General features: G+C 32.7%; 13 protein-coding genes, 1 tRNA gene and 2 pseudogenes. 9 read left to right on the forward strand and 7 right to left on the reverse strand.

The window, feature by feature from the left end:
- Positions 1–13 precede the first annotated feature (13 nt).
- Both PW5551_RS07780 and PW5551_RS07785 read right to left on the reverse strand, forming a co-directional pair.
- Entirely contained in the window at positions 14–883 is an 870-nt protein-coding gene (locus tag PW5551_RS07780) for an SIS domain-containing protein (RefSeq protein ID WP_233488483.1), read from the reverse strand.
- 90 nt (positions 884–973) lie between these two features.
- Complete coding sequence (locus PW5551_RS07785) at positions 974–1,699, reverse strand: GntR family transcriptional regulator (RefSeq protein ID WP_113075231.1); 726 nt, start codon at positions 1,697–1,699, stop codon at positions 974–976.
- A gap of 157 nt (positions 1,700–1,856) precedes the next feature.
- Here PW5551_RS07785 and PW5551_RS07790 point away from each other — a divergent pair, with 157 nt between their 5' ends.
- A complete protein-coding gene (locus PW5551_RS07790) occupies positions 1,857–2,195 on the forward strand; it encodes a phenylpyruvate tautomerase MIF-related protein (RefSeq protein WP_113075232.1) in 339 nt (112 codons plus the stop codon).
- Between the two features lie 2 nt (positions 2,196–2,197).
- Entirely contained in the window at positions 2,198–2,899 is a 702-nt protein-coding gene (locus PW5551_RS07795) for a hypothetical protein (protein ID WP_113075233.1), read from the forward strand.
- A 26-nt stretch (positions 2,900–2,925) separates the two neighbouring features.
- Here PW5551_RS07795 and PW5551_RS07800 read toward each other — a convergent pair.
- Positions 2,926–3,000: transfer RNA gene (locus PW5551_RS07800), tRNA-Val, on the reverse strand.
- A 373-nt stretch (positions 3,001–3,373) separates the two neighbouring features.
- Between PW5551_RS07800 and PW5551_RS07805 the strand changes: the two genes are divergently transcribed.
- From PW5551_RS07805 to PW5551_RS07825, 6 genes and pseudogenes are all read left to right on the forward strand, one after another.
- Complete coding sequence (locus tag PW5551_RS07805; protein ID WP_113075234.1) at positions 3,374–5,224, forward strand: ABC transporter substrate-binding protein; 1,851 nt, start codon at positions 3,374–3,376, stop codon at positions 5,222–5,224.
- 127 nt (positions 5,225–5,351) lie between these two features.
- Entirely contained in the window at positions 5,352–6,389 is a 1,038-nt protein-coding gene (locus PW5551_RS07810; protein ID WP_113075235.1) for an ABC transporter permease, read from the forward strand.
- A 9-nt stretch (positions 6,390–6,398) separates the two neighbouring features.
- Positions 6,399–6,512 (forward strand): annotated as a pseudogene (locus PW5551_RS10860) (ABC transporter permease); the annotation flags it as partial.
- Positions 6,513–6,980: 468 nt separating this feature from the next.
- Positions 6,981–7,724, forward strand: a pseudogene (locus tag PW5551_RS10865) (ABC transporter permease); the annotation flags it as partial.
- Between the two features lie 19 nt (positions 7,725–7,743).
- Entirely contained in the window at positions 7,744–8,763 is a 1,020-nt protein-coding gene (locus tag PW5551_RS07820; protein ID WP_113075237.1) for an ABC transporter ATP-binding protein, read from the forward strand.
- Complete coding sequence (locus PW5551_RS07825) at positions 8,763–9,941, forward strand: ABC transporter ATP-binding protein (protein ID WP_113075238.1); 1,179 nt, start codon at positions 8,763–8,765, stop codon at positions 9,939–9,941. The genes PW5551_RS07820 and PW5551_RS07825 overlap by 1 nt, the downstream gene beginning before the upstream one ends.
- 25 nt (positions 9,942–9,966) lie before the next feature.
- On the opposite strand, the gene PW5551_RS07830 is transcribed toward PW5551_RS07825, so the two are convergent.
- The 4 genes from PW5551_RS07830 to PW5551_RS07840 are packed head-to-tail and all read right to left on the reverse strand — an operon-like array spanning position 9,967 to position 12,077.
- Complete coding sequence (locus PW5551_RS07830) at positions 9,967–10,425, reverse strand: SoxR reducing system RseC family protein (RefSeq protein WP_113075239.1); 459 nt, start codon at positions 10,423–10,425, stop codon at positions 9,967–9,969.
- The gene (thrB, locus tag PW5551_RS07835) at positions 10,400–11,320 is read right to left on the reverse strand and encodes a homoserine kinase (RefSeq protein WP_113075240.1); all 921 of its coding nucleotides are present in this window, start codon (positions 11,318–11,320) and stop codon (positions 10,400–10,402) included. Before thrB ends, PW5551_RS07830 begins: the two co-directional genes overlap by 26 nt.
- A 24-nt stretch (positions 11,321–11,344) precedes the next feature.
- Positions 11,345–11,521: a hypothetical protein gene (locus tag PW5551_RS10195; RefSeq protein ID WP_158526167.1), complete on the reverse strand. Its 177-nt coding sequence runs from the start codon at positions 11,519–11,521 to the stop codon at positions 11,345–11,347.
- Positions 11,514–12,077: a sigma-70 family RNA polymerase sigma factor gene (locus PW5551_RS07840; RefSeq protein ID WP_113075241.1), complete on the reverse strand. Its 564-nt coding sequence runs from the start codon at positions 12,075–12,077 to the stop codon at positions 11,514–11,516. The genes PW5551_RS10195 and PW5551_RS07840 overlap by 8 nt, the downstream gene beginning before the upstream one ends.
- Positions 12,078–12,334: 257 nt before the next feature.
- On the opposite strand from PW5551_RS07840, the gene PW5551_RS07845 reads away from it, so the two are divergent.
- Positions 12,335–13,630, forward strand: a complete 1,296-nt coding sequence (locus PW5551_RS07845; protein WP_113075242.1) for a Glu/Leu/Phe/Val dehydrogenase — start codon at positions 12,335–12,337, stop codon at positions 13,628–13,630.
- Positions 13,631–13,947 lie beyond the last annotated feature (317 nt).

Below are 13,947 nucleotides of genomic sequence, written 5' to 3' on the forward strand. Positions count from 1 at the left end.
TTTGCCTCTCAATCTACAATTTTACAGACTTAGAAAGATTTTTAGGGGAATCTGGATTGTATCCCATTTGTATGGCCTTTTTGTATCCCAGATACTGTATAGGTATTAATCGTAAAGGTGTTTCAAATCCATTCATTAGAGGAATTTCAATTTCTCCTTCACTTGAAACTTCTATAACTTTAGCTCCTAATTTTTTGATATCTTCTTTTAACTTTTTTTCTTCTTTGAGATTTTTTGAGTTCATAACTACCAAACTTTTTTCTGTAAGTCTAGATATTGGACCATGCCTGTATTCTAAAGGTTCATGATATTCAACATATTGCAAGGCCATCTCTTGAAGTTTTAAAGCTCCTTCTTTTGAAACCCCATAATTTTCATCATATCCCAAGAAAACAAAATGTTCGTAATTTTCTAAATCTAAATTATCTATAACTTTTTTTGAATTTGCTAAAACCTTTTTGCTGATTTCTGTATAGTCATTATTTTTTAAACCGTTTAATAGTAAACTGAGTATAAAAACAAAAGAACCTGTCATAACAACACTTTTTTCATAAGCGACATCTAACTCAATTTTTTGGTCACATACTGAGGTTATTGCTGAATTTTTAGAACAAGTAATACCAATTGTTTTGATTCCCTTGTTTTTTAAAATTTTGGCCGCTTCTACTGTCTCTGTTGTTTCTCCGGTTCTAGTTATTAAAATAGCGATATCAGTTTCAACTATTTTGTCGAAAAGTATTGTATGTCCACCAGTAATTACGTTGGAATTGTAATTATTGTTATTTAAAATTTCTTTCATTATGAATCCTATGTTGTATGAAGAACCACATCCTACAAAGAGATACTTTTTTTCTTTAGAAAATGAAAAACTAAATTCTTTCAACCTACTTAGTAAATCAGGTATTCTGTTTATTTCTTCTAATGTTGAATAAATTGTAAAAACCCCCTTTTGCTTTTCTTTTTGTTTTTTTTATCACGCTCTCCTGACAATTCTAAATTTATACCTATCCCCACGATAAAGAGATCTTACGTATTCTATACATTTCTCATCTTTAATGTAAGTGTATCTAGTTCTCAGTGCAGCAATTGCTCCTTCTTTTTGAGAGAGAAATTTACCTTCTTCTTTGTTCAATGTAGTTACTTCCAACGTTTCTACAGCATGTGAAAAAACAATACCAAATTCATCATTTAAAATACGGTATAAAGATTCATTTGACATATCTCTTTCAATGATATTCAAAATTCTAATATCAGCATAAGGGTTCAGATATGAACTTTCTATGGCATAGGGTTCTTCATCCAAATATCTTACCCTTTTTAAAAGAACTACTCTTCCATCTTTTGGCATCTTAAATTCTTCTGTTAATTCTTGTGGTATAGCCATTAATTTATTTTCTAATACAATGGATGTTGTTTTATGGCCTTGCTTTATTGCTTCATCGGTAAATCCAGTTAATTTACTTAACTCTTCTTCTTGCTTTCTACCTAAATAAAATGTACCTTGACCTCTTTTTCTTTCTATTAAACCTTCTTTTGAAAGTTCATCTAGGGCTCTTCGAACAGTTAAACGAGATACACTGTATTTATTACATATTTCGTTCTCTGTAAGAATTTTATCACCTTTTTTATAATTTTCTTCTAGGTCTTCTTTTAAATCCACATAGAGCTTGTAATATAACGGAATAGGTATTTTTTCCATTTCAAACAACTCCTTCAAATGAATACATTTGTTTTAACTTATTATATAATAGTTATAACAATATGTCAAATAGTCTACAAAAAATTAAAGAAAAATTGTATTTAAAGGAAGTTATATGTTAAAATATCTAATGAAAAATAATACGGAGGTGTTGTGAATGCCTTATTTAAAAATATCCATAAATAAAAAGATAGAAAACAAAAAGGAATTATTAGATTCCTTTACCAAGGAGATTGCAAAAGCTTTAGGAAAGCCAGAAAAGTATTTTATGACAAGTTTAGAAGATAATACCCAGATATATTTTCAAGGGGACTTTCAACCTGCTGCTTTTGTTGAATTAAGAAGTATTGGATTATCTGAAAATAAAACAACCGAACTTTCAAAGAAAATTTGTGATATGGTAGAAGAACATTTGAATGTTCCTAAAGAAAGGGTATATATTAATTTCGTTGATATCAAAAATACAATGTGGGGTTGGAACGGGAGTACTTTTTAGTTATGTACAAAGACCAGTTGGAAATGCTTATAAAATTTTTAGGAGAAGATTTATTAAAAAGTGAAAACCAAAGAAAACTGGAAGATCTTGTTCTCAGTAAAATTAAAAGAAAGGAAGATTTTCAATCAATAAATGATTTTGTTAAATCTTTGGATAATTATGAATTGAGAGATTTTTTATACCAAAAACTTTTAGAAAGATTTTTTAAGCTTTTTAATCTCGTATATATAGATGAAAATTTGAAGTATGGTGATCAAAAATATACGATAGAGATAGATTACCAGACTTTTGATTCTCTTATTGATCTTTTAAATGAATCAGAAATTAACGGAGAAATTGTTTTTTATTTGCTTTCTAATGATTTAAGAAGTAGAATTGAAATAATAAAGCAATTAATTAAAGGTAGATCAAAAAAGGAATGGAATGATGAGGAGTTAAGAAGTTTTATAAACAATTTAAAACCGTTGACTAAAAAATTCTTGGGATTATTAACAGAAAAAGGCAAGCTGCCTTCCGAAGAGATTATTTCTAATTTAAATCTTAAAAACAAAAAATCGGTTTCTGCTTTAGTAAGTGCTATAACAAGGAACGCTCCAAATGACAAAGAAAAATTAATATTTAAAGAAAAAGAGTATATTACCATAAACGGAAAATATAGAGATAAAATATTTAAAATGTTAAATATAAAAAATAAAGCGGGATAATAAATATCCCGTTAATTTTAGTTTTATGGTGGGTGCGGTAGGGATTGAACCTACGGCCTCTTCCGCGTCAAGGAAGCGCTCTCCCACTGAGCTACGCACCCATAACTACGCTTTTAGAGTATAACATATTTTTTTTATTATGTCAATATAAATTCTTTCTTTTAAAGATTTTATAGACTTTTTAAAAGACATTTATTAGTAAACTTTGAAATTTTTTTCATATTGTTATTATTTTTGAAATATTTGCCATTTATCGATAATAATCGCCCATAATCTCCTTAAACTATCCGTAATCAGACTTGATATAAATAAGATTTTGTGAAATACTATATATGCAATTGATTTTATCGAAAATAATTATGAATTAATTATTTTTAAATTTAAAATTATTACTTGTTTATTAAAATGAAGTGTGATAAAATATAACTGATTGAGTATAAAAGATTTCAATAAATTTTCAAAGGAGGTAGGAGTATGAAAAAGATTTTTGTTGTTTTTATGGTTTCTTTGATGGCAGTTTTTGCCTTTACTCAGGTGAAAAACCCTGATATGATTTTTGATGCAACTCTTTCTGAACCAGATACACTTGATCCACATCATGCATATGATACTGCAAGTGGCGAGGTTATACATAACGTTTATGACAACCTCATAGCATATGATGGTGAAAGCATGAGTAAATTTGTTCCTATGCTTTCAACGGTTGTTCCTACCGTTGAAAACGGTTACTTAAGAGATGGAGGTAAAACTTACGTATTCCCAATAAGAGAAGGAGTTAAGTTCCATAATGGTAACGATCTAACTCCAGAAGATGTCGAATATACTTTCGAAAGAGCCCTGCTTTTTAATCCTCCTGGAGGACCAATATGGATGTTCTTGGATCCTATGTTTGGTGTTTTTAGCGTAAGAACTTTGGTTGAGGACTATGTGGGAGCTTCATGGGTTTCAATATTCGATGCAAATATGAATTTGAAATCTCCTGAATATGAAGAAGCATTGGTTAACTTTTACCATGATGTAATAGACCCAGCAGTGGAAGTAGTTGGGAACGAAGTCCATGTCCATTTAGCTAGACCTTTTGCTCCGTTCTTAAACATAATATCTTCAGGTAGTGGATGGGGAGCAATTTTAGACAAAGAATATTCTATTGAAATTGGACTATGGGATGGAAAAGCAGAAGGTTGGTGGAAATACCATGGATGGACAAAAGAACAATCACCTTATTTTGATCACGCAATGGGAACAGGGCCATACAAGCTTGTTGAATGGGATCACGCACAACAAAGGGTAGTTCTTGAAAGATTTGATGATTATTGGAGAGGACCTGCTCCAATAAGAAGAGTTATTATACAAGGCATTGATGAATGGTCCACAAGAAGAGCAATGTTAGAAACTGGTGATGCAGATATAGCGTATGTTCCTGCTCAGTATTTAGATATAGTACAGTCAATGAGTGGTTTAACAATTATTCCAGGAACCCCAGAAGTTTCTATCACTTCTTTGGGATTCAACTGGGAAGTAGATCCTGAATCTCCATATATAGGTTCTGGGCAATTAGATGGAAATGGAATTCCACCTAATTTCTTTGAAGATGTAAATGTAAGATTGGGATTTGCTTATGCTTTTGATTATGAAGGAATGATAAATGATGTATTGAATGGTTTAGGCGAGAAAGTTCCTACCGCTTTACCTAAAGGTTTCTTGGGTTATAGTGATGATCTTCCATTTTATGAACTAGATCTACAAAAAGCAGAGAATTATTTCAAACGTGCTTACAAAGGAAGATTGTGGCAAACAGGTTTTAAAATGGATATACTTTACAATATTGGTAATGACGCAAGAAGAGTTGCTGCAGAAATTTTAAGAGACAACCTCGCAAAGATTAACCCAAGGTTCCAAGTTCAAGTTAGAGGAGTTCAATGGCCTACTTACTTGGATGAAAGAGAAAACATGATGTTACCTGTTTATATAATCGGTTGGTTAGCAGATTATCCTGATCCTCACAACTTTATTTTCACATATTATCATAGTGACGGTGACTACGGAGGATACTATGGTGAGAATTTCGCAGAATTTGCCTCATTACCAAGACCAGAATTTGGTGGTAAATCTTTGAACAAGATGATTGAAGAAGCCGCACTTGAAACAGATCCTGTGAAGAGAGAACAGTTGTATATAGATATTCAAGAATTTGTATTTGATTATGCCCTAGTATTACCTCTTTATCAACCTCAGGGTTTAAGAGTACATCGTTCTTGGCTTAAAGGGTGGATAAATAACCCAATATGGCCAGGTGATTATTACTATAATTACACAAAAGAATAGTAATAATTTTACTAATTTGTAGTAAATTATGTAATTTTTGTAGTACAATCATAAGAGAGGGGCTAATCCCCTCTCTTTTTAAGTTGATACTTATAAAGTATATTTTATGTGACGGAGGTGTTTGCTTTTGACAACTTATATTGTCAGAAGGTTATTATTGTTACCTTTAATCATGTTAGGAGTTACGTTGATCGTTTTTTCAATGTCCCAACTTTTAGGTCCTCTCAAGCTTTTATCAACTTACGTTGACCCAAACTCTTATGCTAAAATGTCTGATCAGGATAAAATAGCGTTAATGGAACAGTATGGATTAACAGATCCTTGGCCAATAAGGTATGGGAAATGGATTGGAAACTTGTTTAAGGGAGACCTTGGATGGTCGGTAATTGGAAAAGAACCTGTCCTTGATGCACTGCTTCATAGATTTCCTTATACAGTAGAATTGGCGTTGTACTCACTATTTCCTATAATAGGGGTTGGTATATGGCTCGGGGTCACTGCGGCAGTTCATCATAACTCTTTTATAGACCAAGCAATAAGAATATTTGCTTTAATAGGCTGGTCTTTGCCTGACTTTGTGTGGGCTATACTGGTACTATTAATCTTTTATATTGGTTTGGGATGGTTCCCTCCAGGAAATTTAAGTTTGTGGGCTGATGAGGTAGTTAAAAGTGCTTCTTTTAATAATTATACTAATTTGTTAACTATAGATGCTTTACTTAACGGTAGGCTTGACGTCTTCTGGGATGCCTTAAGACATATATTGGGTCCTATAATAGCCATATCATGGTTGTGGTGGGCGAATTTGTTAAGAATTACAAGATCTTCTATGCTTGAGGTTTTAAGAAAAGATTATGTCAGAACAGCTCGTTCAAAAGGTTTACCAGAAAGTGTTGTTATTAATAAACACGCAAGAAGAAATGCCCTGATACCTGTTGTTACAACAGCCGGACAGATGGTAATAGGTTTACTAACCGGAGTTGTTATAGTTGAAATGGTTTTTGTTAGAACAGGGTTAGGATCTTTCGCAGCAACTGCTGCACAGCAGCTGGACTATGCATCTATAATGGGCGTTTTGTTGTTCACCTCTTTTATGCTTATTTTAGGAAACCTTATAATCGATGTATCATACGCATTTATCGATCCAAGAATTAGGTTAGGGTGAGGTGAGATTGTGAGTGAAGAATTCAAAAGAACTCTAAAAAGGTTTTTTACCAACCCATCAGCTTTAATTGGTGTTTCAATTTTAATATTTTTTATTATAATCGCGATTTTTGCTCCATTGATAGCTCCTCCAAAGTTGCCTGAAGAGAGGAATTTACGGAGAGCTAAAAATTTAATAGATGAAAACCCGTTTGAAAATGAAGAAGCTATAATTGAACAGTTTCAAAATTATATGGAAGACACCTACTTTTTTGCAGAAGCTGATTACCAAGATATGACGAGTTTAATGGAAAGTGTTGAAAAGTTTGAAAATGGCGAAATTATTAAAGAAGAATTAAAAGCTCAAATCAAAGAATTGGTTGATTTTTATATTTTGAATATGTCATATTACGATGATTTCGACGAGGACACAAATGGAGTTATTAGGAGATTAAAAAGAGAATATAAGGTTGTAGTAGAAAGATATGAAAGATCTTTGGAATATTCAGAAATGGTATCTAACCTTAAAAATTTACAAGGAGACGATTTCAGAAAAGAAGCCTTAAAAGTTTATGATAGGTTGAATGATGATTTCTTAAGTCATATAGATTTTGATCCTTATTTGATACCTAATGTCACCTCTTCGTTACAACCGATTCCTCCTTCTCCTGGACATCCTTTTGGGGTAGTTAACCAAAAAGATATTTTTTATGGAGTTGTTTGGGGAACTAGAACTGCTTTTCAAATAGGTCTTGTTGTAGTTCTAATTTCTACTGCAGTTGGGTTATTTATTGGTTCCATCGCTGCTTATTTCGGAGGATGGTTAGAAGAATTATTGATGAGAATTACAGATATTTTTATGTCCATCCCATTTATGTTAGCAGCCATGGTTTTAACTACTATACTTGGACTTGGTGTGAGAAACATGATGATAGCCTTGATAATATTTGGTTGGATGGTCACTGCTAGATTGATTAGAGGCAATATCCTCCAAGCAAAAAATGAACAGTATGTCATGGCAGCAAAAGCACTTGGCGTAAGAGACGCTGCTATCATAGTTAAACATATATTACCTAATACGATTTTTCCTGTTTTGATCAATGCAACGATGAGAATAGGTTCTATGGTTATTACAGCAGCTGCTTTAAGCTTTTTGGGTTTAGGAGCGCCTCAAGGATACGCGGATTGGGGTTCTATACTTTCTTATTCTAGAGATTGGCTTATAGGAGGTACTAATCCTGGGCAATATTGGTTCACGATTCTTTATCCTGGGGTTGCAATGATTCTTTTTGTAATGGGATGGAACCTTTTAGGAGACGCATTAAGAGATATTTTTGATCCTAGAATGAGACGTTAAAAAGAGAGGAGGAATATTTTTGAAAGACAATAATAATGAACCTATACTCAGTGTAAAAAATCTGCATGTTCATTTCAAAACTGAGGATGGGGTAATAAAAGCTGTTAATGGTGCAACGTTTGACCTTTATCCTGGAGAAAATTTAGCTATAGTTGGTGAGTCTGGTTCTGGTAAAACAGTTACCGCTTTAAGTACAATTAGGTTATTAGAAGAAAATGGCTGGATTGCTGAAGGTTCTATTACTTATAAGGGAATGGATGTTTTATCTTTATCTGATCATCAACTTAGAAAAATTAGAGGAAACGAGATTTCTATGATCTTCCAAGAACCGATGACCGCTTTGAATCCAGTTTATACCATTGGGGAACAGATAATGGAATCTCTAGAACTCCATTTGAAAATGAATGAAAAAGATGGAAAGAAAAGAGCTGTAGAACTTTTGAGAAAAGTTGGAATTCCAGAACCGGAAAGAAGAATAGATCAATATCCCCACGAACTATCCGGCGGAATGAGGCAAAGAGCAATGATTGCAATGGCGCTTGCGTGTAATCCGTCTATACTTATCGCTGATGAACCAACAACAGCTTTAGATGTCACTATTCAGGCTCAAATATTGGAACTTATGGAAGATTTACAAGAAGAGTTTAAAATGTCGATAATATTCATCACACATGATCTCGGGGTAATTGCAGAAATGGCTGATAGAGCAATAGTTATGTATGGTGGTGAGGTTGTTGAAAGTGGAGATGTTAAAACTATTTTCAAAAGGCCAAGGCATCCTTATACATGGGGACTTATGAAATCTATTCCTCGTATAGATAAAGAAGAAGAAAGATTATTATCAATTCCTGGAGTTGTTCCAAATCCTCTCAATTTTCCAAAAGGTTGTAAGTTTTCAAATAGATGCTTCTTCGCCGATCAAAAATGTGTTGAAGAAGATCCAGAATTAAAAGAAATTGAAGAAAGCCATTTATCTCGGTGCTGGCACATTGATAAATTATTAGAAGAGATGAACAAAGTTAAAGAAGGTGAAATATAGTGCCTAATAATGACGAAGTAATACTCAAAGTCGAAAACTTGAAAAAATATTTTCCAGTGAAAGCCGGTGTATTTAAAAGAACAGTTGCTCAAGTTTTAGCGGTCGATGATATTAATTTCGAAATAAAAAAAGGAGAAACCCTAGGGCTTGTTGGAGAATCAGGTTGTGGTAAAAGTACTACGGGAATGACTATACTTAGATTATATGAGCCAACTTATGGGCGTATTTTAATGGAAGATAGAGATACTACCCCTTGGTTTATGAAAAATCTACAAGTGAATAAATACATTCAAGAGATTTACGTTGATAAATTTGAAAAAATGAAAAAAGAATTAGGTTCGGAAGATGAGGTAATCAAAAATTTAGAAAACGAAATTGATAAAAAATATGCACAGATGTATTTTCAAGGTGGGGCTAAGGAAATAAAAAAAGATTTGATGAGTGATCTATACGAAAAAAGAAGATACTTCAGAAAAAATGCTCAGGTAATATTTCAAGACCCTTACTCATCTTTGAACCCTAGAATGAGGGTTTTAGATATTATTGGTGAAGGGATGAAAGTCAACAAAATGGGAACTGGTTCTGAAGTAAGAGACAGAGTTGCTAATTTAATGGAAACTGTAGGGTTATCAAAAGATTACGTTTACAGGTATCCACACCAATTTTCCGGAGGTCAAAGACAAAGAATAGGTATTGCAAGAGCGTTAGCTTTAGATCCAAAATTAATCATATCCGATGAAGCTGTTTCTGCTCTTGATGTATCTATTCAATCACAGATAATAAACCTTATGGTTGATCTTAAAAACGAATACGGACTTACATATGTTTTTATTGCCCATGATCTAGCTGTTGTAAAACATATTAGTGATAGAATCGCTGTTATGTATTTAGGAAAGTTGGTGGAATTAACAAATAAAAAAGAGCTTTTTGATGATCCATTGCATCCATATACAGTCTCTTTGATGTCCGCTATACCTATACCAGATCCTGAAGTTAAAAAGAAGAGAGTTATACTAAAAGGAGATGTCCCTAGTCCATTGAATCCGCCATCAGGTTGTAGATTTCATCCCCGCTGTCCAATAGCAAAAGATATTTGTTCAAAAGAAGAACCACCATTGAATGAAGTAAAAGAAGGGCATTTTACAGCTTGCCACTTTTATGGTCAATTTAAAATTTAAAAGCTTGGGATTTACCCAAGCTTTTTTAATTGGAAATCTCTTTGTTCTCTTGAATTATAAATTTATGATTCTCAATCTTTTGAACTATCTCAGGTAAATACCTATCTTTTAGTTTTTTCTTATCATATACATTAACGGTTAAATAAGTAACTACCATTCCTAAAACGCCAAAAATAAAAGATAAGATGTCCGAAAAATTCATAGAATAAAACAGAATAACTATTGTTAAAAAAACTATTAAAGGTAATCCATATGCTAAAAAAGATAGTTTTACAACAGGTACATTAGGAAGTTCTACAATCACTTTGTCTCCTTTGTTTACTTCAAATCTATCTATCTTTTTAGCTTTTAGTTTTAATTCGTTTGAACCACCCAACATAGAACAACCACCATACATTGAACAACTCTTACACTCTTGTGTCCTAGTAGTTTGAAGATAAATATAATTTTCATCATTATCAATAACGTTCATTACTTCTCTCACTATTTATTACCTCCAATCCTGAATTACTTACATTCAAAATTTCTACTTCCCAATTTTCTTCATACTTTGATAAAAATTCTACCGTTTTATTTCTGACTTTTTCATAATCTTTATCTAAAAATCCAACAATGCTTGGACCTGCACCACTTATAAAATATCCCCTACTTCCAAACTCTAAAAGTTTAGAAGTAATTTCTTCCCAATGAGGGATAAAATCTTTACGATATGGTTGATGAATTTTATCTTGTAAGGCTATAGGCAAATTATCAAAATTATCAGTCATTAATGAAGAAACAAGTAATCCTAATCTGCTTAAATTAAAAACTGCATCTTCAAAAGGCAAACTTTTAGGTAGAATAGAACGAGCTTTTTTTGTAGGAAAATGAAAATTCGGTATTAACACAAGAATTTTCAGTTGAGAAGGAAGATCAATTTTTACATATTTTACTTCATTTTCTAAAAGGCAACCAACAGTCAATCCGCCAATTAACGCTGGAAGTACATTATCAGGATGACCGTCCATTTTCGCTGCCAAGAATATTATTTCGCTATTTGTTAATGGTTTCCCAATTAATTCATTTGCTGCAGTCATCCCTCCTGCAATACAAGCAGCACTGCTTCCTAAACCACGAGTAAGGGGAATGTTGTTCATAAGAGTTATACGAAGACCTTTAGGATGACAATCAACCTTATCAAACAAAGACTTCATGGATTGATATACTAAATTATTTTCATCATTCTCTATGTATTTTTTATCTTTATCGGGGATGATTATCTCAAGTCCTGTTTTAATTTCTTCAACTTCTATAATATTGAACAGTTCTAATGCCATCCCTAAACAATCAAATCCAGGGCCTATATTTGCTGTGGTTGCAGGTACTTTTACTTTGACCATTTCTTCAATCCTTTCTTTGTTTTTCTATCCTAAATTCAATTTGTTTTTTACTTTATTTAATATGTTTTCTTCACAAGAAAAATATTTGTTTATTATTTTTTTGTATAACTTCGCCATTTTTCTACATTCTTCATTTAGTTCTTCCTCATTTATTTTGCCGTCAAAAAAATCGTTCAATAGCTCTTCTTCTTTTTCATTCATCTAAATTTACCCCCTCTATCAGGTTCCTTAACTTGCTTCTTGCATAATGAAGTTTGCTTTTTACAGTCCCCAAAGGTATATTCATAATTTCGGAAATTTCATTATAGCTCATGCCATCTATGTCCCTGAGTTTTATGATGACCCTCTCATCCTGTTCTAACTTCTCCATTATATTTAAAATCATTTGATAATCAAGAGAATCCAAAGCTTCTTTCCTGACATCATTATCCGAAACTGCTTGTAAATTATAATTATTGCCTGATTCATCTTCTAAATTAACTGATCTATCTTCCTTTTTTTTATAATCCCTATAATAATTTTTGCCAACATTAACCGCTATTCTATAAATCCAAGTTGATAACTTTGAACGACCTTGGAAACCATCTATACCTTTAATTATTCTGATAAAAACTTCTTGCAAGGCATCTTCTATTTCATTTTGATTCACATAATTTCTTAAAATCCCGTAAATTTTAGGAGCATATTCTTCATATAATTTTTTAAAAGCTTCTTGGTCTTTTGTTTTTAATTCTTCAACAAACTTATCCTTATTCAATATGACCCTCTCCTGAAAAGAATTGTTCAAACAATTATATCATAATAATTAAACTTAGTTTGTATGAAAAAAATTTCCTGAAATTTTTTTCATATTTATAAAAAATGCAGCTAATCGTTTTTAATTTCATTTAATTGCTCATAAATGAACAAAATCAAGATTATTTGGATTTGAAACTTTGAGAAAAAAGGCATAAAATATTAGTAGAAACTTTTTCCCACAATATGATGATTAAACCATAAAGGAGGTTTTTCAAGATGGAGGAAACAAAAAAGATCAGTTTGTTTGACAATGCTGTTAAACAGTTTGACAGAGCAGCTCATATTATGGAACTTGATAGGAATATACGAGAAGTGTTAATAAAACCAAAAAGAGAATTAACAGTTAATTTCCCCGTTTGTATGGATGATGGAACTGTGAAGGTATTCACAGGTTATCGAGTTCAACATAATGTGTCAAGAGGTCCAGCCAAAGGTGGAATCAGATACCATCCCAATGTCAATTTAGATGAAGTCAGGGCCTTAGCTTTTTGGATGACTTGGAAATCTGCGGTTGTTGATATTCCATATGGTGGAGCAAAAGGTGGAGTAACTGTTGATCCTTTGAAACTATCGGATTCTGAATTAGAAAAGTTATCAAGAAGATTTTTCTCAGAAATACAAATCATTATCGGAGAAGAAAAAGATATACCAGCTCCCGATGTAAATACTGATGGGCAAATAATGGCTTGGTGGATGGATACATATTCAATGAATATAGGGCATACAACCTTAGGAATAGTCACAGGAAAACCTTTAGAAATTGGTGGTTCCGAAGGAAGAACCGAAGCAACCGGTAGAGGTGTTAACATCTGTATTCAAGAAGCGGTAAAATATTTAAGAGACAAAGGAAAATTAAACAAAAAAGATGAAGAAATAACAGTTGCAATTCAAGGCTTTGGGAATGTTGGTTCTTATTTGGCTTTAACTCTAACGGAAGAAACAGATTACAAACTAGTTGCAATCTCTGATTACAGTGGAGGTTTTTACAAGGAATCTGGGTTTACTGCAGAAGAAATTCGCAGATTAATGGAAAGAACACGAGGTAGAAAAGCGTTGTTACTGGATGTAAACGAGGAAGGTTATAAAGAAATTACTAATGAAGACGTGATTACTTTAGATGTTGATGTGCTTTCTCCTTGTGCATTAGAAAACGTAATCACTGAAGATAATGCGGATCAAGTTAAAGCTAAGATGATAGTCGAAGGGGCTAATGGTCCGCTGACTCCCGAAGCTGACGATATATTATTATCTAAGAATGTTTTCATCGTTCCGGATTTCCTTGCAAATGCTGGAGGTGTAACAGTCTCTTATTTTGAATGGGTTCAAGGGCTTCAATGGAACTTCTGGGAATTGGAAGATATTAGAAAAGCGTTACATAAAAAGATGAAAAATGCATTTTGTGATGTAGCAAAAACCGTCGAAAAGTATGAAGTAGATATGAGAACTGCCGCTTATATAAGAGCAATCGAAAGGGTTGCAAACGCTACAAAATTAAGAGGAATATATCCATGACACTAATTCCCCTTCTATGAAGGGGAATTAGCTTAAATTCACCTCTTGAAAGGTCTATTGATTTTTATTCCCCTCTTGAGAGGGGTGTCAGACTGAAAGTCTGACGGGGTGTGGTACATATAATTTGCTAAAAGCAAATTAAAGAGAGACTACCCCGGCTGCAGCACAAAACGCTGCATCCACCCCTTTTTGAAGGGGAATTTTACTTTCAAAACCAAAACCATCACTATTATGGTATAATTTAAATAGAACAAAAGTATAATTTAACCAAACTATAAATAACAAGGGGGAAGAAATGGGAGACTCTAATATAGCTT

The organism is Petrotoga sp. 9PW.55.5.1, assembly GCF_003265365.1.
In the GTDB taxonomy this organism is placed as follows: Bacteria; Thermotogota; Thermotogae; order Petrotogales; family Petrotogaceae; genus Petrotoga.

Coding starts and splice junctions, on each gene's coding strand:
- thrB (WP_113075240.1), bottom strand. CDS start 11,320: ATGGTCAAAGTAAAAGTACCTGCAACCACAGCAAATATAGGCCCTGGA.
- PW5551_RS07785 (WP_113075231.1), bottom strand. CDS start 1,699: ATGGAAAAAATACCTATTCCGTTATATTACAAGCTCTATGTGGATTTA.
- PW5551_RS07795 (WP_113075233.1), top strand. CDS start 2,198: ATGTACAAAGACCAGTTGGAAATGCTTATAAAATTTTTAGGAGAAGAT.
- PW5551_RS07790 (WP_113075232.1), top strand. CDS start 1,857: ATGCCTTATTTAAAAATATCCATAAATAAAAAGATAGAAAACAAAAAG.
- PW5551_RS10195 (WP_158526167.1), bottom strand. CDS start 11,521: ATGAATGAAAAAGAAGAAGAGCTATTGAACGATTTTTTTGACGGCAAA.
- PW5551_RS07845 (WP_113075242.1), top strand. CDS start 12,335: ATGGAGGAAACAAAAAAGATCAGTTTGTTTGACAATGCTGTTAAACAG.
- PW5551_RS07805 (WP_113075234.1), top strand. CDS start 3,374: ATGAAAAAGATTTTTGTTGTTTTTATGGTTTCTTTGATGGCAGTTTTT.